17 protein-coding genes are annotated in these 20588 nt (G+C 74.4%); 9 read left to right on the top strand and 8 right to left on the bottom strand.

The window, feature by feature from the left end:
• Positions 1-11 precede the first annotated feature (11 nt).
• Positions 12-404: a VOC family protein gene (locus ACIGYR_RS29435; RefSeq protein WP_391843630.1), complete on the top strand. Its 393-nt coding sequence runs from the start codon at positions 12-14 to the stop codon at positions 402-404.
• A gap of 275 nt (positions 405-679) precedes the next feature.
• Here the strand turns inward: ACIGYR_RS29435 and ACIGYR_RS29440 are convergent, their stop codons facing one another.
• Both ACIGYR_RS29440 and ACIGYR_RS29445 read right to left on the bottom strand, forming a co-directional pair.
• Complete coding sequence (locus ACIGYR_RS29440; protein ID WP_391843628.1) at positions 680-1276, bottom strand: MarR family winged helix-turn-helix transcriptional regulator; 597 nt, start codon at positions 1274-1276, stop codon at positions 680-682.
• Positions 1273-2949, bottom strand: a complete 1677-nt coding sequence (locus ACIGYR_RS29445) for an FUSC family protein (RefSeq protein ID WP_399605141.1) — start codon at positions 2947-2949, stop codon at positions 1273-1275. The genes ACIGYR_RS29440 and ACIGYR_RS29445 overlap by 4 nt, the downstream gene beginning before the upstream one ends.
• Positions 2950-3122: 173 nt before the next feature.
• On the opposite strand from ACIGYR_RS29445, the gene ACIGYR_RS29450 reads away from it, so the two are divergent.
• The 5 genes from ACIGYR_RS29450 to ACIGYR_RS29470 all read left to right on the top strand — a co-directional run bounded on the left by ACIGYR_RS29450 (position 3123) and on the right by ACIGYR_RS29470 (position 7419).
• Positions 3123-3677: a DUF5134 domain-containing protein gene (locus tag ACIGYR_RS29450; RefSeq protein ID WP_391843625.1), complete on the top strand. Its 555-nt coding sequence runs from the start codon at positions 3123-3125 to the stop codon at positions 3675-3677.
• A gap of 117 nt (positions 3678-3794) precedes the next feature.
• Positions 3795-4730 carry a M56 family metallopeptidase gene (locus ACIGYR_RS29455; RefSeq protein ID WP_399605139.1) on the top strand — a complete coding sequence of 312 codons (936 nt, stop codon included), beginning with the start codon at positions 3795-3797 and terminating at the stop codon, positions 4728-4730.
• 252 nt (positions 4731-4982) lie between these two features.
• On the top strand, positions 4983-5702 hold the full coding sequence (locus ACIGYR_RS29460) for a phosphatase PAP2 family protein (RefSeq protein WP_399605138.1): 720 nt from the start codon (positions 4983-4985) through the stop codon (positions 5700-5702).
• A gap of 10 nt (positions 5703-5712) precedes the next feature.
• A complete protein-coding gene (locus ACIGYR_RS29465) occupies positions 5713-6402 on the top strand; it encodes an HAD family hydrolase (RefSeq protein WP_399605136.1) in 690 nt (229 codons plus the stop codon).
• A gap of 348 nt (positions 6403-6750) precedes the next feature.
• Positions 6751-7419, top strand: coding sequence for a TetR/AcrR family transcriptional regulator (locus tag ACIGYR_RS29470; RefSeq protein ID WP_399605134.1), 669 nt, complete (start codon positions 6751-6753; stop codon positions 7417-7419).
• Between the two features lie 18 nt (positions 7420-7437).
• Here ACIGYR_RS29470 and ACIGYR_RS29475 read toward each other — a convergent pair whose 3' ends face one another.
• Entirely contained in the window at positions 7438-8211 is a 774-nt protein-coding gene (locus ACIGYR_RS29475; protein ID WP_400014342.1) for a DUF6214 family protein, read from the bottom strand.
• 140 nt (positions 8212-8351) lie between these two features.
• Between ACIGYR_RS29475 and ACIGYR_RS29480 the strand changes: the two genes are divergently transcribed.
• Entirely contained in the window at positions 8352-9686 is a 1335-nt protein-coding gene (locus ACIGYR_RS29480) for an FAD-dependent oxidoreductase (protein ID WP_399605132.1), read from the top strand.
• A 136-nt stretch (positions 9687-9822) separates the two neighbouring features.
• Positions 9823-11235, top strand: coding sequence for a nucleobase:cation symporter-2 family protein (locus ACIGYR_RS29485; protein WP_399605130.1), 1413 nt, complete (start codon positions 9823-9825; stop codon positions 11233-11235).
• Here the strand turns inward: ACIGYR_RS29485 and ACIGYR_RS29490 are convergent.
• Positions 11152-11508, bottom strand: a complete 357-nt coding sequence (locus ACIGYR_RS29490; protein ID WP_399605129.1) for an ArsR/SmtB family transcription factor — start codon at positions 11506-11508, stop codon at positions 11152-11154. The two genes, ACIGYR_RS29485 and ACIGYR_RS29490, sit on opposite strands and share 84 nt — an antisense overlap.
• Before the next feature lie 133 nt (positions 11509-11641).
• On the opposite strand from ACIGYR_RS29490, the gene ACIGYR_RS29495 reads away from it, so the two are divergent.
• The gene (locus tag ACIGYR_RS29495) at positions 11642-12721 is read left to right on the top strand and encodes an NADH:flavin oxidoreductase/NADH oxidase (protein WP_399605127.1); all 1080 of its coding nucleotides are present in this window, start codon (positions 11642-11644) and stop codon (positions 12719-12721) included.
• A gap of 320 nt (positions 12722-13041) precedes the next feature.
• On the opposite strand, the gene ACIGYR_RS29500 is transcribed toward ACIGYR_RS29495, so the two are convergent.
• The 4 genes from ACIGYR_RS29500 to ACIGYR_RS29515 form a co-directional block, all read right to left on the bottom strand.
• The gene (locus ACIGYR_RS29500) at positions 13042-17331 is read right to left on the bottom strand and encodes an HAD-IC family P-type ATPase (RefSeq protein ID WP_400014344.1); all 4290 of its coding nucleotides are present in this window, start codon (positions 17329-17331) and stop codon (positions 13042-13044) included.
• Between the two features lie 9 nt (positions 17332-17340).
• Positions 17341-17829, bottom strand: coding sequence for a hypothetical protein (locus ACIGYR_RS29505; RefSeq protein ID WP_399605123.1), 489 nt, complete (start codon positions 17827-17829; stop codon positions 17341-17343).
• Positions 17830-18150: 321 nt separating this feature from the next.
• Positions 18151-19377 (bottom strand): benzoate/H(+) symporter BenE family transporter, encoded by a 1227-nt coding sequence (locus tag ACIGYR_RS29510; RefSeq protein ID WP_399605122.1) that lies wholly within the window; start codon positions 19375-19377, stop codon positions 18151-18153.
• Positions 19378-19762: 385 nt separating this feature from the next.
• The gene (locus tag ACIGYR_RS29515; protein ID WP_399605120.1) at positions 19763-20524 is read right to left on the bottom strand and encodes a PaaX family transcriptional regulator C-terminal domain-containing protein; all 762 of its coding nucleotides are present in this window, start codon (positions 20522-20524) and stop codon (positions 19763-19765) included.
• Positions 20525-20588: the final 64 nt, after the last annotated feature.

The raw sequence follows: 20588 nt of genomic DNA on the forward strand, positions 1-20588 counted from the left end.
GCTCCGCCCGCATGGTGCATGTACTCAGCAGCCGGACCCTGCTCCGGCCCACCGATCCCGAGCGCTCCCGTACGTTCTACGGGGAGCAGCTCGGACTGTCCGTCTACCGCGAGTTCGGCACCGGCCCCGAGCGGGGCACGGTCTACTTCCTCGGTGGCGGATTCCTGGAGCTCTCCGGCCGGTCCGACGGGCCGGCCTCGCCGGGGGTGCGGCTGTGGTTGCAGGTCGAGGACGTGACGGCCGCGGGCGAGGAGCTGCGGGCCCGGGGCGTCGACATCGTTCGGCCCGCGGTGCGGGAGCCGTGGGGCCTGGTCGAGATGTGGATCGCCGACCCGGACGGCACCCCGATCGTCCTGGTGGAGATCCCGTCGGACCATCCACTGCGCTACCGGCCCGGTATCTAGGCGGACCCACGCCGTCGCGGGGCGGCCGTCCGGGCGGCGCGGGACGGAGCGGCCGAGCGGGCAGGCCCACGCCGTGGCGGGGCGACCGTCCGGGCGGCGCGCGGGACGGGGAGGTGTCGGTCTCCACGGAACCGACGTGCCGGCCTGCGTCCGGGCGGTGACGCGGGTGCCGCACTCCCCCGCCGTGCTCTCGACCGTGACCCCGCAGCGCGGCTCGGGGCCCGGCCCTGCGCACGGTCGTGGCCGGCCGTCGCCGGAGCGGGCCCCGGGCGGCCCTAAGCGTGCAGCGCGCTTCCCAGGCCCTCCAGGCGGCTGAGCAGCTCGGCGAGCCGTCCGGCGAGTTCGCCCTGCCCGTCGGGGGTCAGGACGGACAGTACGGCCGTCTCGTAGGCGAGCTGCTCGGGGAGGATGCCGTCGACCAGGTCGCGGCCGGCGTCGGTGAGGCGGACGTGGGCCACTCGGCGGTCACGGGTGTCGCCGCGCCGTTCCACCAGGCGGCGCTCGGTCAGCTGCTTGAGCCGCTTGGTGACGGCGGCCCCGGAGGAGAAGGTCTCCCGCGCCAGCTCGCCCGGGGTCAGCTCGTGGCCGGTGCGGCGCAGCGCGCCGAGCAGGTCGAACTCCGCGCGGCTCAGGCCGGCCCGGCGCAGCGGCGCGTCCTCGGCCTGCTGGAGCAGGGCGGCGCAGCGGTTGATCCGGCCGATGATCTCCATGGGCCCGGTGTCCAGCTGTGGGTGGACGGCTCGCCACTGGCGGACGACGGCGGAGACGGTGTCGCTCCGGGCGGGGTCGCTCCGCGCGGTGTCGGTGCCGGCACCGGGCCGGGCACCGGCCGCCTCGCCTCCGGGCGTCGGTCCGCCGTTGGTCGCCGTCATGGCCGGATGTCCTCCGTCGTCCTGCCCGGGTGGTGATCCCGGGACCGGTCCCGCGGTACGAGCCCCTGACGCCGTACCGTCGCCGCGAGCGTACGGTGTCCGGACTGCTCGGTGAGCACGACCCGCTCCTCGGGCAGGGCGCGCTGCCACCACTCGCCGGCGGCCGCGTCGGCGACGGCACGCAGGTCGACCAGGGCGGCGGCGAGGGCACGGTGGGCGGACTCCAGGGCGCGGGGCGCCGGGTGCGGCTCGGCGAGCAGGCGGGCGGCGCTCTCCCGGGCGCGCTCGGTCTCGGTCAGCGCGTCCTCGAGACGGTCGCCCGCGCGCCGGTTGGTGACGACGACGGCGGCGACGAAGCCGACCAGCGCGCCGACGAGGGTGTCCACGACCCGGTCGGTGATCAGCTCGGTGGCGTCCTGGGTTCGGGCGAACTCGGTGATGAGCAGTGCCATCGGAGTGACACAGACGCTGCCCAGCCAGTAGTTGCGGCCGATCAGCGCCTCTGCGCCGAAGTTGAGGGCGAGGCAGCACAGCACCAGGGCGGCCGGGTGCAGGTGGGCGAGCGGGGCGAGGGCGGCGAAGGCGAGGACGCCGACGAGGTTGCCCACGACCCGCTGCACGCCCCGGCTCCAGGTGAGCGTGACGTTGGCCTGGTAGAGGGAGGCCGCGGTCACCAGTGCCCAGTACGGGCGGCCGACGCCGAGGGCGAGGGCGGCGTATCCGGCGAGGGCGCAGCCGAGCGCGGTGCGCGCGGCGAGGGGCGCGAAGGGGGCGAGGCGGTGCCAGGGTGACCGGGCCGGCAGGGCGCGTTCGACGGCCACGCCGAGGAGTTCGTCGGTCGATGCGCGCGACTGCTCGACGCGCGGGACACGGCCGGTGCCCCGCAGCGCACGGGCCCAGGCGCGCAGCCGCGCGGGATCGGTGTCGGCGGGCGCCGCGAGCGCGACCTCGGCGCGGACGAGGAGCCCTTCGAGGGCGCGCCGGGTGGGGTCGGGGCGGCCGCCCGCGGCGAGCAGTGACTGCCAGGCGGCGTGGATCGCGGCGGCGCTCGCCGCGCGGGCCCGGACGTGGCCGTCGGCGGCGCCGCGCGTGTCGGCGTAGGCGGCGGCGGAGTTCAGGGCCTGGGCGGTGGCGCGGCGCTCGGGGCCGTGCGGGCGGAGCAGTCCGGGCGCCATGCCGACCAGCCAGGCCCAGGCGCCCGCGGCGAGCGCCAGAGCGACGTGCCCCGGGACCTGACCGGGGCTCTGCGGTGCGAACAGCGAGGCGGAGCTGATGAAGGTGAGGACCACGTTGCCGGGCGGTCCGACACGGGTCGCGTCGCATCCCGTCTTGTGGAGGGCCGCGAGGACGGCGCCGACGGTGACGAGGACGGCGGCGTTCGTGGTGAGCGCCGCGGCCAGCAGGGCGACGGCGAGGCCGCCGACCATGCCGAGCACCACCCAGGCCAGGACGCGGGCGCGGGCGGCGTAGGGCCGGTTGTGGCCGTAGAGCGCGCACAGCGATCCGGCCATCGTGTACATGGCGAGGTCGAGGCGGCCGAGCGCGAGCAGTGTGAGGTTGGGCGGGGCGACCGCGGCCACGGCGCTCAGGGCGGGCTTGAACCAGATGTCGGAGGGACGTCCGAGCCGCAGGGCTCCGGCGAGGGGAAGACGGTGGGGGGTCGCACTGCTCATACCATCAATTTAGCATGTGTTTTATCTGTAAAACGGTTCGGCCTGCGCTCCCGGCGGACCGGTGGTCACCGCCCGTGCTCCCCGCATGCTCCCCGCGTACACCCTTGCGCTCGCGTGCGCTCCGTCGCCCCTGGGCATCGCTTCCCTCGACGACCGTCGAGCGGGAGGTGCGCATGCACGGACCGGTGTCGACAGCCTGGCTGCTGGTCACGCTGTGCGCGGCGACCGGGACCTACTGCCTGCTGCGGATGCGCAGCGGCGTCGGGGAGCAGCGCCGGGCCGCGGGCGCCGAGGCGCTGATGGGCTTCGGCATGGCCGCGATGGCCGTGCCGGCGGCGGTGTTCACGCCGCCGAGCTGGGCGTGGCCGGTGTACGCGGCCGTGTTCGCCGCGGCGGCCCTGCGCACGCTGTGGGCCGGGCGCGGCGGCCCGCGCCATCTGCACCACCTGGTGGGAAGCGCCGCGATGGTCTACATGGCGGTGGCGATGGCCGTCTCCCCGCAGACCGCCCACCACGCGCACGGCGGCACCGGCGTGCCGCTGCTGACCGGCGCGCTCCTGCTGTACTTCGTGGGCTACGTGCTGCTCTCCGGCGCCCGGCTGGTGCCCGCCGTCGCACCGGCGGGCGCGACCCCGCCGCCCTCCGGCTGGGGCGACCGCCCGGAGCTGGCGCGGGCGTGCCGGCTGTCGATGGGGATCGGGATGGTGGCGATGCTGCTGGCGATGTGAGCAGCGGGCCCGGGACGAGGAGGTGAGCCGAGGGCTTCGGAACGCCCGCGTTGTGTACGTCACTTCGGCACCTTGGACCGTACCGCCGAGCGGCCTCGCGCTCATAGGGTGCTGACCATGATGGTCCCCGTGGCCCTGCTGCTGCTCGGCGCCCTGACCGCCGTCGTCGGTCCGCGGCTGCTCGCCCGGGCCGACTGGCCGGACCGCGAGCCGGTCGTCGCCCTGTGGGTGTGGCAGTGCGTCGTGGCGGCCGTCCTGCTGTGCTGCGCCCTGTCGATGACGCTCAGCGCCGCGGCGGCCTGGCAGGCGGTGCGCGGGCAGGTGTTCGCCGCCGCGCCGCGCGCGGTCGTGGACGCGTATGCCCTCGGCACGGCCGGCCCCTGGGCGGCGCCCACCGCCGTGCTGCTCGCCTGCGCCGGCCTGTGGAGTCTGGCGATGCTGGTCCGCGAGATCGTACGGGCCCGGGTACGGCGACGTGGACGACGGGCCGAACTGCTCGTGCGCGCGCCGCTGTTGCCGGGCGAGGAGCCGACGGGCGGCCGGCTGGTGGTGCTGGAGGGCGGCCGCGCGGACGCCTGGTGGCTGCCCGGCGCCGCACCCCGGCTGGTCGTCACCACGGCCGCGCTGCGTCGGCTCGACGGACGGCAGCTGGACGCGCTCCTCGCCCACGAGCAGGGACACGCGCAGGCCCGGCACGACTGGCTGCGGCACTGTTCGGCCGCGTTGGCCGGCGGATTCCCGCAGGTCCCGGTGTTCGCCGCGTTCCGCGACGAGATGCACCGGCTGGTCGAGCTGGCCGCGGACGACATGGCCTCCCGTCGCTTCGGCCGGCTGACGACGGCGCTGGCCCTGGTCGAGCTGAACGAGGAACGGGGCGTGTTCGGGCCGGGTCCGGCCCCGCAGGCCCACGTACCGCAGCGCGTGCACCGGCTCCTGACCGCCCCCGACCGGCTCCCGGCCCTGCACCGGCTGCGCCTGACGGCGACCGCCGCACTGGTGCCGGTCCTCCCGGTACTCGTGACGCTGGTACCGGGGCTGCGGGCGTTGGGCTGACGCGACGGGAGCCGATACCGGGCCGGGACCGGCCTAGCCGAACCGTGACAGCGCGGGACCACCGCGTCCGCGCGGCAGTGGCTTGCGTCCGAGCCCCGTGCCGGCACGGGACCACCGGTCGCGCGGCGGTGGCTTGCGTCCGAGCCCCGTGCCGGCGCGGGACCACCGCGTCGCGCGGCGGTGGCTTGCGTCCGAGCTGATTTCGGTCATGCCGGTCTTGGCCACAGCCGCCCGATCAACAAAGATCGCGGCATGCACCGTCGCCCCACCCTTCCCCCCTCGCCACCGTCCCCCGACCCGCCGGCCCCGCCCCGCACGGCCGCCCGCGTCTGTGCCGCCCTCGCCGTCTGCTCAGTCGTGTTGGTCACCCTGGTCGCGGCACGCTGGCACCCGCTGCTCACCCTGGACGGCGACATCTCCCGCACCACCCACCGCTGGGCGGTCCACGACCGCGCGACGACCCACACCTTCCGGGTGCTGTCGGACTGGGTGTGGGACCCGCTGACCATGCGCCTGCTGTGCGCGGCCGTGGTGGTGTGGCTGGTCTGGCGCCGCGCGGCCTGGTGGACGGCGCTGTGGCTGGCGGTCACCTGCGCCGTGGCCACGCTCGCGCAACAGTCGATGAAGGCAGCCGTCGACCGCCCCCGCCCGGTCTGGCGGGACCCCGTCGACACCGCCCACTACGCGGCCTTCCCCTCCGGTCACGCGATGACCGCCACCGTGGTCTGCGGCCTGCTGCTGTGGCTGCTGCACCGCCACGGCCCGGGCCGTGCCCTGTGGTGCACGGCGGTGACGGTGGCGCTCGTCTCCGTGGCCGGGGTGGGCGTGACCCGGGTGTGGCTGGGTGTGCACTGGCCCTCGGACGTGTTCGGCGGATGGCTGTCGGGGGCGTTGCTGGTGGCACTGGCCGTGACGGTGTACGAGTGGCCGCGCGACCGCCGGCCCGAACTACCGGTTCACCCACGCCGGTAGAGTCCCGCCCATGACCGCTGTCCTCTTCGACTTCTCCGGGACGCTGTTCCGCGTCGAGTCCACCGAGTCCTGGCTGCGCGCGGTGCTGTCCGAGACCGGTCACGCCCTGCCCGAACCCGAACTGATCGCTGCCGCCCGGGCTTTGGAGGCGGCCGGGGCGTTGCCGGGCGGCGTGGAGCCGGTGGAGCTGCCGACGGACCTCGCGGACGCCTGGTCGGTCCGGGACAAGAGCGCGGAACTGCACCGGGCCGCCTACACCGGCATGGCCCGCCGGGTGCCGCTGCCGGAGCCCGCGCTGTACGACGCCCTGTACGAGCGGCACATGTCACCCGCCGCCTGGACCCCGTACCCCGACGCCGCCGAGGTGCTGGGCACCCTGCGCGAGCGCGGGATCGGCGTCGGCGTGGTCAGCAACATCGGCTGGGATCCGCGCCCGGTGTTCCGCGAGCACGGCCTCGACGTGTATGTGGGCACGTACGCGTTGTCGTACGAACACGGGGTGCAGAAGCCGGATCCGCGACTGTTCTCGATCGCCTGCGAGGCCCTCGGCGCGGATCCGCGGCGGGTGCTGATGGTCGGGGACAGCAGGGCGGCGGACGGCGGCGCCGCGGCCCTCGGCTGCGGCGTGCACTTCGTGGACCACCTGCCGGTGACCGAGCGCCCCGACGCGTTGCTGCCGGTACTGGATCTGATGAGCTGAACGGGTACACGGCCGGTATTCCCAGCACTTCGATCATCGATGCCAGTGGCAACGTTGCAGGTCACCAGGCGATCACACTGCGCGGATGCTGTCGGCGGACCGGGGGCGGGCCGGACGCGCCATCTGAACCGGCGTCAGGAGACAAGGGAGCGGCGTGAGAGGAAGGGTTTCCGAGTCGAGCCGGGAGCGACGACGCCCGTACCGGTCGCACAGCTGAGCGCCGTCCGCCTGAGACGATCCCCCGCGTCGCCTCAGACGGACGGCTGTTCCGGGCGAGCCCCAAACAGGGGGCCTCCCAGATGCGTTGAGTATAGTTGGCTGGCAGCCAGTCAACGCAGGAGTTTCAGAATGTCCCCGCGCAGCGCCTCGGTCAATGAAGAATTGCGGCGGCGTTCCCGGGAACGGCTGCTGCAGGCGGCCGTGGAACTGGTCGGCGAACACGGGTTCGAGGCCACGACGCTGGGCGACATCGCGGACCGGGCCGGTTCGGCACGCGGGCTCGTGTCGTACTACTTCCCCGGCAAACGCCAGTTGGTGCAGTCCGCCGTGCACCGGCTGATGCACCGCACGCTGGAGGAGGCACTGGAGCGGGAGCCGCGCACCGAGGACGGCCGGGAGCGGCTGGCCCGTGCCGTCGACGCGATCCTGGGCCTGGCCCGGGACCGGCCCGTGCTGATGCGCCAGCACATGGCGGGCCTGCTCCAGGCCGAGGGCTTCGTGCAGTGTCCGGAACAGCGCCGACTGGCGGAGCTGCTCAGCGGCACCGTCGCCCGGTACGGCGCGCAGAACGTCTCGGCCGACTATCCGATGCTGCGGTCGCTGCTGATGGGCGCCGTGTACTCGGCGTTGGTGCCGGGAGTGCCGATGCCCGTACGTGTACTGCGGGCCGAGCTGTTCCAACGCTACGGGCTCGACTGGGAGATGGGGGTGCCCCCGGAGAGCGAGCCGGACGCGAAGGCGGACGACCAGGATCTGTCCCGGTTCTTCGCCACGGAGGAGCGCCCGAGCAGCCCCTGACGGGACCGAGTCGCCCTGTCAGCGCCGGGCGTGACGGGGTGCCAGGAGGCCCGCGTCCCGCGCCTGGGCGATGAGCCGGAGGGATCGGCGGCGGCTGTGCCCGGTCGCGTTCATCACGGCCAGCACGGGATCGGCGCCCCCGTCCCGTGCCGCGCGGTACTCCTGCGCGACGAGCCGGCGGCCCTTGATGCCGCGCGGCCAGACCGGCCGGGCGCGGCGCGGGTTCGGGCAACCGCCGTCCGGTGCGACACCGACCGCCTCGGCCGGACCGTCACCGTACGATCCGGCACCGACCGCCTCGGCCGAGCCGTCACCGTACGATCCCGCACCGACCACCTCCACCGGACCGTCGCCGTACGATCCCGCACCGACCACCTCCACCGGGCCGTCACCGTACGATCCCGCACCGACCACCTCCACCGGACCGTCACCGTACGCCTCCTCGGCCGGGCAGCCGCCGTACGTCTCCTCGGCCGCGCCCGCGCCACCGCGCGTGCGGTCCTCCTTCGCCGTCACGCCACATGCCTGTGACAACGGCCCGTCGATCCAGTCGGCGAGCGCCGTGAGGTCGGCGAGGGAGAGGGCCGGCCGGGCCGTGACGTCCTCCACGGAGACACGCCCGCCGTTCACCACGGCCAGGGCGTCGACCCCGGCGCCGTCGGGAAAGGCCAGCCGGACATGGAACCACCTCGTGACGCCGTCGTGCTCCCGCACCTCCCACGCGGGCCACACGGAGACCGCGCCATCCTCCACGTTCCGATCAGAAAGATTGAGAAGGGATGCTTCTAGCACGCACGCAACGTAACCCCGCGATCACATTCCATACGATTTGACACGCGTCCGGATCACTCCACCAGCCCCTGCCCACCGGACCGCGGCGGTGCCATGCTGGAAGTGTCCGCACGCCCCTCCTTCGGGCAAGGAGTACCGCTGTGCTGCGTGTCGCCGTCGTCGGTTCCGGGCCGAGCGGGTGCTACACCGCTCAGAGCCTGGTCCAGCGTGATCCCGGGGTCCACGTGGACGTCCTGGACCGGCTGCCGTGCCCGTACGGGCTCGTCCGCTACGGCGTCGCCCCCGACCACGAGAAGATCAAGTCCCTCCAGGGGAGTCTGCGGACGGTGCTGGAGCACGAGCGGGTGCGCTTCCTCGGCGGGGTCCGGGTGGGCGGCCCCGGCGGCCTGCCGGTGGAGCGGCTGCGGGAGCTCTATCACGCGGTCGTGTACTGCGTGGGCGCCGCCACCGACCGGCGGCTGGGGATCCCCGGCGAGGAGCTGCCGGGCAGCTGGTCGGCGACCGAGTTCGTCTCCTGGTACAGCGCGCATCCGGACGCGGCCGACGCGGACTTCCTGCGCGGGGTGCGGTCGGCGGTGGTCATCGGGGTGGGCAATGTCGCGGTGGACGTCACCCGGATGCTGGTGCGGGGGGTGACGGAGCTGCGTCCCACCGACATCCCGCAGGCCGCACTGGACGCGCTTGCGGCGAGCGGGCTGACCGAGGTGCACATGGTGGGCCGCAGGGGCCCCGCACAAGCCCGCTTCACCACCAAGGAGCTGCGCGAGCTGGGCGGCCTGCCCGGCACCGAAGTGGTGGTGGAGGAGGCCGAGTTGGCGCTCGATCCGGCCGACCCCGGCGCACTGCCGGCCGGGCCGCGCCGCAATGTGGAGGTGCTGCGCGGCTGGGCGGCGCAGCCCTCCGCGGCAGCCGTGCGCCGGATCCGGCTGCGGTTCTTCCTGCGGCCGGTGGAACTCCTGGGCGACGGCGGGAGGGTGAGCGCCGTCCGCTTCGAACGGACGGTACCGGACGACCAGGGCGGTGTGACCGGCACCGGCCGGTACGAGGACGTGCCCGCGCAGCTGGTGCTGCGCTCGGTGGGCTATCGCGGAGTGCCCCTGCACGGGCTGCCGTTCGACCCGGCGAGCGGCACCATCCCGCACCAGGAGGGTCGCGTGCTGCGTGACGGCGCGCCCTCCCCCGGCGAGTACGTCGCCGGATGGATCAAGCGGGGCCCGACCGGGGTCATCGGCACCAACCGGCCCTGTGCCAAGGAGACGGTGATCTCCCTGCTCGCGGACGCTCCCGCGCTCGGCCGCGCGGATCTGCCGGCGGACCCGGTCGCGGCGCTGCGGGCGGCGGGCATCGAACCCGTGCCCTGGAAAGGCTGGCTGGCGATCGAACGGGCCGAGGCCGAGCTGGGCGCCCGCCTGGGGCGGAGCGTGGTCAAGCTGTCCGACTGGGACACGCTGCTAGGGGCGGCGCGGGTGCCGTAGCCCGCGGGGAGCGTCCGGCGGCCGGGCGGGGGCCGGGACACACACCGGCAACAGTCCGGAAATCAACAAACTGTTCAAGGCCCTTACGGTCTCGTTCTGTTCGGATGCCGCTCCCCACCCGCCGCATGGAGTTCCCATGGACACGACCGCAGACGTGCACCCCGTCGACGAGATCCCACCGGTGCGGCAACTGGCCGCCTTCGGGCTGCAACACGTGCTCGCGATGTACGCGGGCGCCGTCGCGGTGCCGCTGATCGTGGGCGGCGCGATGAAGCTGTCGCCCGCCGACCTGGCGTACCTGATCACCGCGGACCTCCTGGTGTGCGGGATCGCCACGCTGATCCAGTGCGTCGGGTTCTGGCGGTTCGGGGTGCGGCTGCCGATCATGCAGGGGTGCACGTTCGCCGCCGTGTCGCCGATGGTGCTCATCGGGACGACGCAGGGCGGCCTGCCCGCGATCTACGGCTCGGTGATCGTCGCCGGGCTGTCGATCATGCTGCTCGCGCCGGTCTTCGGCAGACTGCTGCGCTTCTTCCCACCGCTGGTGACCGGCACGGTGATCCTGATCATCGGGGTGTCGCTGCTGCCGGTCGCGGGCAACTGGGCGGCGGGCGGCGCCGGCACGAAGGATTTCGGGGAGCCGAAGAACCTCGCGCTGGCGGGCTTCGTGCTGGCCGTGGTGCTCGGCGTGCAACGCTTCGCGCCCGCCTTTCTCTCCCGGATCGCCGTGCTCCTCGGCATCGCGGTCGGCCTGGCGGTCGCCGTGCCGTTCGGGTTCACCGACTTCGGCGGCGTCGGGGACGCCGACTGGGTGGGCATCAGCACGCCGTTCCACTTCGGGGCGCCGGAGTTCCGGGCGTCCGCGATCGTCTCCATGCTGATCGTGGCTCTGGTGACGATGACCGAGACCACCGGTGACCTGATCGCCGTCGGCGAGCTGACCGGGCGCAGGGTCGAGCCGCGCCCGCTGGCCGACGGGCTGCGCGCGGACGGCGTGTCGACCGTGCTCGGCGGGGTGTTCAACACCTTCCCGTACACGGCGTACGCGCAGAACGTGGGCCTGGTGGGCATGACCCGGGTGCGCAGCCGATGGGTGGTCGCGGCGGCCGGCGGAATGCTGGTGCTGCTCGGTCTGCTGCCCAAGCTGGGCGCGGTGGTGGCGGCGATCCCGGCGCCGGTGCTCGGCGGGGCGGGTCTGGTGATGTTCGGGACGGTCGCGGCGAGCGGGCTGCGGACGCTCGCCCGGGTCGACTTCCGGGACAACGACAACCTGACCGTGGTGGCCGTGTCGGTGGCGATCGGCACGCTGCCGGTGGGCGTGCCCACGGTGTACGAGAAGTTCCCGGACTGGTTCCAGACGGTGATGAACAGCGGTATCAGCGCGGGCTGCCTGTCGGCGATCGTACTGAACCTGCTCTTCAACCACCTTCCGGCGAAAAGCCGTTCCGCCGAGGCGGAGGGTGGTTCAGCCGCCCTCGCCGAGTCGGCCGGCCTGCCGGTCGGCGGCGGCGAGGAGGCTGTCGAGGAGCCCCGGAAAAAGACCCTCTAGGTCGTCCCGGCGCAGGCCGTTCATCTTGGCCGTGCCACGGTAGACCTGCCGGATGACCCCGCTCTCCCGCAGTACCCGGAAGTGGTGCGTGGTGGTGGACTTGGTCACCGGCAGGTCGAACTGCGAACAGGACAGCTCCACCTCCCTGGCGGCGAGTTCGCGCACGATCTCCAGCCGTATCGGGTCGGAGAGCGCGTGCAGCACGGACTCCAGCCTGATCTGTTCCCGGCCCGGGTGCGGCAGCGCGCGGCCGGTGGTGGCGGTGTCGGTCACGGCGGCCGGCCCCTTCGTCGCGGGAATACTTCATCGGCGACCATGGTACGAGAGGTGTCGTAGTTTGACACCTGTCGTAGTACGAGGAGTACCGTACAAGGCGACCAGCGGTCCGTGACGAATGGAGTCCGTCGTGAGCGCGCTCTTCGAGCCCATCACCCTGCGTGAAGTGACCATCCCGAACCGGGTGTGGATGACCCCGATGTGCCAGTACTCGGCCGAACCGGAGGGCCCGCTCACCGGCGCCCCGCACGACTGGCACTTCGCGCACTACGCGGCGCGCGCCACCGGCGGCACCGGTCTGATCCTGACGGAGGCCACCGCGGTCGCGCCCGAGGGCCGGATCTCCCCCTACGACCTCGGGCTGTGGAACGACACCCAGCTGGAGGCGTTCCGCAGGATCACCCGCTTCCTCACCGCCCAGGGCACCGTGCCGGGGATCCAGCTCGGCCACGGTGGCCGCAAGGCGTCCACCGACCGGCCGTGGAAGGGCGGCGCGCCCCTCGGGCCGGATGCGCACGGCTGGCAGCCGCTCGCCCCGAGCGCGGTCGCCTTCGACGCACGGCATCCCGTTCCGGCCGCGTTGACACTCGATCAAATCGCCGAGGTGACCGACCGGTTCGCCGCCGCCGCGCGCCGGGCGCTCGCCGCGGGCTTCGAGGTCGTCGAGGTCCACGGCGCCCACGGTTATCTGATCAACGAGTTCCTCTCCCCGCACTCCAACCACCGCACCGACGCCTACGGCGGCTCGTACGAGAACCGCACCCGGTTCGCCCTGGAGGTCGTGGACGCCGTACGCGAGGTGTGGCCCGCGGACAAGCCCGTGTTCTTCCGCATCTCCGCGACCGACTGGCTGGAGGAAAGCGGCTGGAGCCCCGACGACACCGTCCGCTTCGCCCATGACCTGCACGCCCACGGCGTCGATCTGCTCGACGTCTCCACCGGCGGGAACGCGGCCGGGGTCAGCATCCCGACCGGGCCGGGCTACCAGGTTCCGTTCGCCGCCCGGGTGAAGGCCGAGACGCCGCTGTCGGTCGGCGCGGTCGGCATGATCACCGAGGCCGGGCAGGCCCAGAAGATCCTGGCGAACGGCGAGGCCGACGCGGTGCTGCTGGGCCGTGAGCTGCTGCGCAACCCGTCCTGGGCCCGGCAGGCCGCACGGGAACTGGGCGGAAAGGTGCGGGTTCCGGACCAGTACCACCGATCGGTCTGACCCGACCCGGCCCCGCCCCGAATCGTCGGGCGGCCCCAGAGGCGTCACCCGGCGGGCCGTCGCCGGACCACTTGACCACCGCACCCCGTCTCCCTCGGCAGCGCGCGGGACCAGCGGTCACGTCGGCAGCGCGCGGGAGCACCTCACGCGGTCACGTCGCGGCAGGCGGGACCACCTCACCCGGTCACGGGGGCAGCAGGCGGGACCACCTCACCCGGTCACGGGGGCAGCAGGCGGGACCACTTCGCCCGGTCACGGGGGCAGCAGGCGGGACCACTTCGCCCGGTCACGTCGGCAGCAGGCGGGACCACTTCGCCCGGTCACGTCGGCAGCAGGCGGCCGATGGTCTGTTCCAGGCGGGGCAGCGTCCGCTGGCCCGCCAGAGCCAGCGCGATCGCGGCCACGACGCCGGCCCAGGCGACGGGGCCGAGCGGGGTGCAGCCGAAGAGGCGGCTGACGCCCGGGGTCTGCACCGCGGCGACCAGGGCCACGGCCGAGCCCAGGGACGTGATCTGCACCAGACGGCTGTCGCGCCGGTCCAGCAGGGTCTGCACCAGCTGGGTGCCCACCACCCCGCACAGCGCCATGGTGCTGGAGCGGCGGGCGGTGCCGGGGGTGAAGCGGCCGATCAGCCAGGCCGTGAGCGCGCCGAGGCAGGTGGTCAGGGCCCGGTGCCGGATCTGCCGCAGCAGGGGCTCCCCGAGGACGCCGGCGGCCTCCTCCACGTTGGTGAGGTCCGCCTCGCCCTCCTTCTCCGTCACCGCCACCGCCATCGACGGGAACAGGTCGGTGAACAGGTTCACCATGAGCATCTGCCGGGTGGACAGCGGCGCCCGCCCGGACAGCAGCGTCCCGAGAATGCCGAACCCGACCTCGCCCGCATTGCCGCCGATCAGGATGGCGATGGCGTCGGCCACGCTGTGCCACAGGGCGCGGCCCTCGCCGACCGCGTCGATCAGCACCGTCAGGTCGTCGTCGGTCAGCACGATGTCGGCGGCGTTGCGCGCGGCGGCCGAGCCCCGGGCGTTGATGCCGACACCGATGTCGGCGGCGCGGATGGCCGCGGCGTCGTTGGCGCCGTCGCCGACCATGCCGACCACCCGGCCCGCGTCCCGCAGCGCCTCCACGACCTGGAGCTTCTGCTCGGGTGCCACCCGGGCCACCACCCCCGCGTCGCGCAGCATCCGGGCCCGGGCCGCGCGGTCCGCCGCGGCCAGCTCGTCGCCGGTGACCACCACGGTGTCCTCGGGCCAGCCCAGGTCGGCGGCGATGGCCCGCGCGGTCTGCGGATGGTCGCCGGTGAGCATGACCGGTCGTACGCCGGCCCCGTTCAGCCCGCTCACCAGGGCCGTGGAAGTCTCGCGGGGCACGTCCGACAGCGCCAGCAGTCCCGTGAACTCCAGGTTCTCCAGCGCTCGTTCGAGGGCCTCGGATTCCTGCTCGCCCTGGTCGAGCCGCCGTTCGGCCACCGCCAGTACCCGCAGGCCGTTCCCGGCGAGCCCGTGCGCGGTCTCGGAGGCGTGCCCCGGCAGTCCCGAGCAGGCGGGCAGCACGGTTTCCGGAGCGCCCTTGACCACGAGTACGGCCGGGCCGTCCCCGCTGCGGCCGACGGCGGCGGCATATCCGCGCGCGGCCTCGAAGGGCAGTTCCGCGAGGTGGGTCCAGTCCGGATCGGGGCCGGCGGCGGCGAGGACGGCTTCGTCGGTGGCGTGCACCGGCCGGTCGGAGTCGCCGTTCATCCGCGGACAGGCCCGCGCGGCGGCCCGGATCGTCTCCTCGGACCCGGCGTCGTCCACCCCGTGCACCGCGCCCTCGGCGTCGGCGGTGCGCACCAGCCGCAGCCGGTTCTCGGTGAGCGTGCCGGTCTTGTCGAAGCAGATGGTGTCCATGCGGCCCAGCGCCTCCAGGGTGCGCGGGGTGCGCACCAGGACACCGCCGCGGCTCAGCCGCCGGGCAGCCGCCAGCTGCGCGACCGTCGCCACCAGGGGCAGCCCCTCCGGTACGGCCGCCACGGCCACCGCCACTCCACCGCTGACCGCCTCTCGGATCGGCGTGCCGCGCAGCAGTGCCAGGCCGGTCACCGTGGCACCGCCCGCCAGTGTCAACGGCAGCGCCTTGCGGGTGAGTTCCTGGAGCCTGGCCTGCACGCCGGCCGCCGGGGGCGTCCGGGCCGCGAGGTGGACGGCACGGGCGGCCTCGGTGCGGTCGCCGGTGTCGACCACGACGGCCCGGGCCTCCCCCGCCACCACGGTCGTCCCCTCGAAGACCATGCAGCTCCGGTCGGCCACCGGGGCGTGCGGGGTGGAATCCGTCTGCTTCTCCACCGGCAGCGACTCGCCGGTCAGGGCGGACTCGTCCACCTCCAGCCCGTCCTGCCACAGCAGCCGGGCGTCGGCGGGCACGACGTCGTCCGCCTTGAGCTGGATCACATGGCCCGGCCGGAGGCGGCCCGCCTCCATGGTGCGGGTGCCGCCGGACGGGGCCTCGTCCTCGGCCGGCACCAGGCGTGCCTTCTGTTTCTGCTCCGCGACCAGCCCGGACAGCGCCCGCTCGGCCCGCAGCCGCTGGACGCCGCCGACCAGGGCGTTCAGGTCGAGGGCGCCGACGACGAGCAGCGCGTCCACGACGGAGCCGAGGATCGCCGACGCCGCCGAACCGACCGCCAGCACCGGAGTGAGCGGATCCTGGAGTTCCAGCCGGACGGCCCGGCCGAGCCGGTAGCTCCAGCGGGCGGGCGCGGCGGCCGGGTGCCGGGTGACGCCCTCGGCCGCCTTACGCATCCGGGCGGTCAGCGCTTCGAACGTGCCGATGTCGGCCACCGGTTCGTGGGCCAGCCGTTCCCGGGCCTGGTCCGGGTCCAGCTCGTGCCAGTGGACCCGGGGGCGCGGGTGGGGGGCGCGGGCGACGGCCACCCCGACCGCGGCCCGTACCCCGGACAGCAGCGCCATCGCGGCACCGGCGTCGACCGGCGCGTGCCGGAGCCCGGGCAGCATGGACCGGTGGCCCTTGCCGCCGCCGGACTCGCCGACGGCGACGAGCAGCCCGGACAGCGCGGCACCGGAGCGGGCCAGCGTCTGGGCCCGGCGGCCGACCGTCCGGGCGGCCGGGATCGAGGTCAGGACCCGCCACACGTCGGGCAGGCCGTGCAGGGCCAGGATGTCGGCGCCCCAGACGACCGCGCCGTCCCGGTCGGTCAGGGCGACCGCGACGTCGGCGGCGCGCAGGGCGGCCAGGACGTCGTGCTGGTCGGCCCCGCGCACCCGGGCGACCACCAGCACGGCCCCCTCCTCGCCGCGCGCCTCGTAGACGACGTCGTCCAGCGGCCGGCGGGCGTCGACCAGCTGGTCGGCCAGACCGGTGAAGTCCTCCAGCGCCGGATCGTCCACGAGGACGACCCGGAGCCCGGCGCGGCGGGCCGCGTCGAGCACGGGCTCGGCCCACGGGTCGGCCTCGCCGTCCTCGGTGCGCAGCGCGCCGGAGTGCAGGACGACCGTCCCGGCCATCTCCAGCTGGCGCAGCCGCTTCGGTTCCCGGACCAGTACGCCCGTGCGGGCCAGCGCGGCACTGAGTACGGCGTGGAAGGCGGCGGGACCGTACCGGGCGGCCTTCGGGGAGCCCGCCAGCACCGCTTCCGCCGCTTCGGCACCGTCGTGCTTGACCAGCAGGGTGGCCGCCGCGCCCAGCACACTGCCCATGGAGGCGTGGGCGGCGTACTCCTGGGCCGGCGAGACGTGCAGCGGCGGGCGCGGCGGGCCGTCCGGGGCGAGGCTGATCCGGTCCGGAGCGCACAACTGGTCGTGCACCGCGTCGAAGGCGGCGGAACGGGCCACCGTCTCGGCCACCTGGCAGGCCCGCATGGCGCCGTCGAGGACCAGGGAGGTGGGGGTCTGCCCGGCGCCGTGCGCGACGGCGTTCGCACAGGCCAGCGCGAGCTCCATCGGGGTGTCGCCGAGCCGGCCGCGCAACCAGCCGCGGAAGCGCGGGTTCTCCCGCAGCAGGGTCACGGCCGCGGTCACCATCCGGGGCGAGGGCGGCAGTCGCAGCGTGTACACGGTCAGGGCGACGGCGATGCCGACACCGTCGGCGGCGAGCATGGCCACCGCGGCGCGTACCCCTGCCGGGTCGGCCGGGTGCGTGGTCTCCTCCACGTCCCCGCTCGCGAGGGCGAGCCCGTGCCGTTCGGCCAGGTCGGCCGCATGGTCCAGGACCCGGTCGGCGGCTTCCTCGCCGGTCGCCGTCACCACCAGGCGGGCCAGTCCCTGGTCCCAGTAGGCGACGAGCACATCGGGATGCTCCGCCAACGCCTCGGCCATCCGGTGTGCCAGGTGCGCGGTGCCGCCCGCGTGCCGCGCCTGGTCCCGCTCCAGCGGACGTACCGCCAGGTGGGCGCGGGCGCCGGCGCGCCAGTGGTCACCGGCGCCCGGCATCGCGTTGCGCGCCACCCGCGCGACCCGCGCCGCGGCGTCCGCGCCGCGCACACCGGCGCGCGCTGTTCCGGCGGCGGCACCGGCGGCCATTCCGACCGCCGGTGCCGCCGCCCGCACGAGCAGGCGTGGTGCCGCGGGCAGCAAGCGGGCTGCGGCCGACGGCACTGTCAGCAGACCGGGCAACGTGGCCTCCTAGAGTGTGGTGCGTTCGGGCCGGGCGGCCGGCCCGAGGGGACCGGAGGACGTCTTGGCCGCCGACGCCCTGACACCGGGGGCGGACTCCCGCGGACCGGATGCCGGACCGGTCTCCTTGTCCCTCGGCCCCGCGGTGTGTCCGTGGGCCCCTCCACCGGCGCCGGACCGGAGGGCCGCGGTGCCGAGGTCGTGTGCGGGCTCGGGACCGTGCGCGCCCGCGTCCCCCGGGTGGCCGGGCCGGGGCTGGGTGAGCCAGGCCACCGCCGCGCCGGTGACCGCGACGGGCCACTCCACCACCCCCGCCACGCCGAGCAGGCCGGCACCGGCGTACACCGCCATGCGCCGTCCGCGGGGCGAGACCGCGCCGACCTTGTCCAGTGTTTCCTCCGCGGCCCTGCTCACCGTTCCGGCGCCGGGCACCCTGCGCAGTACCGAGGCGGCGCCGCGCAGGGGCGCCGTGAGGACCGACGACTTCTGCTCAGCCATGACTCTCCTCGGGTGAGATCGCCTTGCGTGGTCCACCGAGTTCCCACGACGGCGCTGGTCACCCACTTTCTTCCGGGGACGCCCGCATTCGCCCCCCCGCACTTACCAGGGAACGCCACGGCTCCCGGCGGCGCCACCGCCCCGCCCCACGCCGGCCGCCCACGAGGCAAGGCGGTCGGCGGGCGAGATGACCGGGAACGCGGAGGCGGGCGACGCCGCGTGAGCCGTTGGACGCCGGAGCGAGGTGCTGCGGTTCGACGGCGGCCGAGTGCGCGTAACGATCACCGGGGTCCGTGCCGCCGCGCGGCGGCCCGGACCCGCTCACGCCGCGGCCGGCCTCCCGCGCCACCGCCCGGACAGGACGAGGTGGGCGGCGACGCCGAAGACGAGCCCCCAGAAGGCGGAGCCGATACCGAGGAGGGTGACGCCGGACGCGGTGGCCAGGAACGTGATCAGCGCGGCCTCGCGGTCCTTCTCCTCCTTGACCGCCCCGGTGATGCCGCCGGCGAGCGCCCCGAACAGGGCGACACCGGCGATGGCGGCGACCAGTTCCTTCGGCAGTCCGGCGAAGAAGGCCACCACCGTGGATCCGAAGGCACCGATCAGCAGGTAGAAGGCACCGCACGAGACACCGGCCACGTAGCGCCGCCGCGGATCGGCGTGCGCCTCCGGGCCGGTGCAGATCGCGGCGGTGATCGCGGCCAGGTTGATCGCGTGCGACCCGAACGGGGCGAGCGCGGTGGACGCCAGTCCGGTGGTGCCGATGAGCAGCCGGTCCTCGGGCCGGTAGCCGGAGGCGGCGAGCACCGCCATGCCGGGGGCGTTCTGCGAGGCGAGCGTGGCCAGGATCATCGGCACGGCGATGCCGATGAGAGAGGCTACGGAGAACTCGGGGGCGGTGAGCACCGGCCGGGCCAGCTCGATCGTGTGCACCTGGACGTGCAGCCGCGAGGTGGCCGCACTGCCGACGGCCCCCACGGCCAGCCCGATCAGCACCGCGTACCGGGGCAGCAGACGCTTGGCCAGGAGATAGGACACCAGCACGGAGCCGGCGATGAACGGCGCCGTCTTCAACGAGGTGAAGACATGGGTGCCGAAGCTGAACAGGACGCCCGCCAGCATCGCCGAGACGACCGCCGTCGGCACCTGGCGTATCAGCCACCCGAACACCCCGGTCAGCCCGATCAGCGTGATGACGGCGCCGGTGATGAGGAACGCGCCGATGGCCTCGGCGTAGGGGTACGCGCCGAGGCTCGTGACCAGCAGTGCCGCTCCGGGCGTCGACCAGGCGGTGATGACCGGCATACGGGTGCGCAGGCTCAGCCCGATACAGGTCAGACCACTGCCGATGGAGATGGCCCACACCCAGGAACTGGTCTGCGCGGTGTCGAGGTGTCCGGCCGACGCCGCCGAGAGCACGATGACCAGCGGCCCGGAGTAGGACACGACGACGGCCACGAAGCCCGCCAGCACCGCGGACAGCGACGCGTCGCGCAGCAGCCGGGGCCGGTTCGCCGGAGTCGGTTCGCCGGCCGGCTCCGGTCCCACGGGCCGCCCTTGCGCGGGGCGGCCGGGAGAGGCAGTCGGTGCGGCGGTGCGCCGCACACCTGAGGTGGTGTCTGCGCCGGGGGACTCGGGACTCAACTGACTTCCTCCGCGGCCCTCTCCCGGGCCTGTTCCAGCGCATGGCGCACACTGCCGTCGGCGACTGCTTCGAATGGGAACACTTTACTTTTCCCCCGGCCCGGGATGTCATCCGAACTTCGTGCTCCGGCGCTGACGGCCTCTCAGTGATGTGCGGGCCGGCGCTCGGCCGTCGGGGAATCGTGCTGGACCGTGTCCGGCGGCGATCGCCGGAGTCCGGCGAAACCGCTACGGCGACACTGCCGTCCGGAATCTTCCTGGCCGGGCTCCGCACCGCGCTGAGCGCCCGCTACCGGTGCTCTGCGTCCGACGCGTCCAGCGCCGTGCTCAGTTCCCTCCGATAGTCGGCGTACGCCGCCCGCAGTGCCTCTCCCGGCCAGTCGGGTGGCAGCAGTGCGGACGGCAGGACCGGATCGGTGAGCAGGTGACGGACGGCCGCCGCGTAGGCGGTGAGCCGGTCGGCCGGATGATCGGCCGCGGCCGCGCGGGCGAGCAGGGAACGGGCGGTGGCCGCCCAGCCGGCCGGCGGCCAGAGTCGGTCGGCCAGCTCGCGCGGGGGCTCGTCGGGCCGGGCCGTACAGGTCAGGGCCACCTGCCGCAGGCCGGCCGGCAGCGGCCGGTCGAGGTTGGCCGGGCGCAGCCACACACCCTCGCGGAGTTCGGCCAGGCGCAGGGCGGTGAGCCTGGCGCGCAGGTCGGCGCGTTCGGCGGGGCCGCGGCCGGTCGCCGTGATCACCACCATCTCCCAGTCGCCGTCCCACGCGCGCGTTCGCGGACGCACCGCGTCGTCCTGGCGGCGCTGCCGGGCCAGCAGCCGGTCGCTGAGCCGGTAGACGGCGTCCGAGCGCCGGAGATCCCCGGCGGACACCATCCGGCTCAGCGCGGCGCGCAGCGTGGAGCCGCCGACCCCGAACGGCTCCACCAGCCGGACCAGGTCCCTCACCGGCAGCTGAGGCGGATGCACGCCGAGGAGCAGGCTCAGTACGACCGACCGGGCGGACAGGGGTCGCAGGCCGGCCGGATCCGGCTCCGCCGAGACGTTCATGCGCATGGCCCCGACTGTACGTGCGCGCCTTTGTTGCGTTATTGCTACAACCGCAGGATGAGTGCAACAT

This window comes from Streptomyces sp. NPDC053076, assembly GCF_044546845.1.
GTDB lineage: Bacteria > Actinomycetota > Actinomycetes > Streptomycetales > Streptomycetaceae > Streptomyces.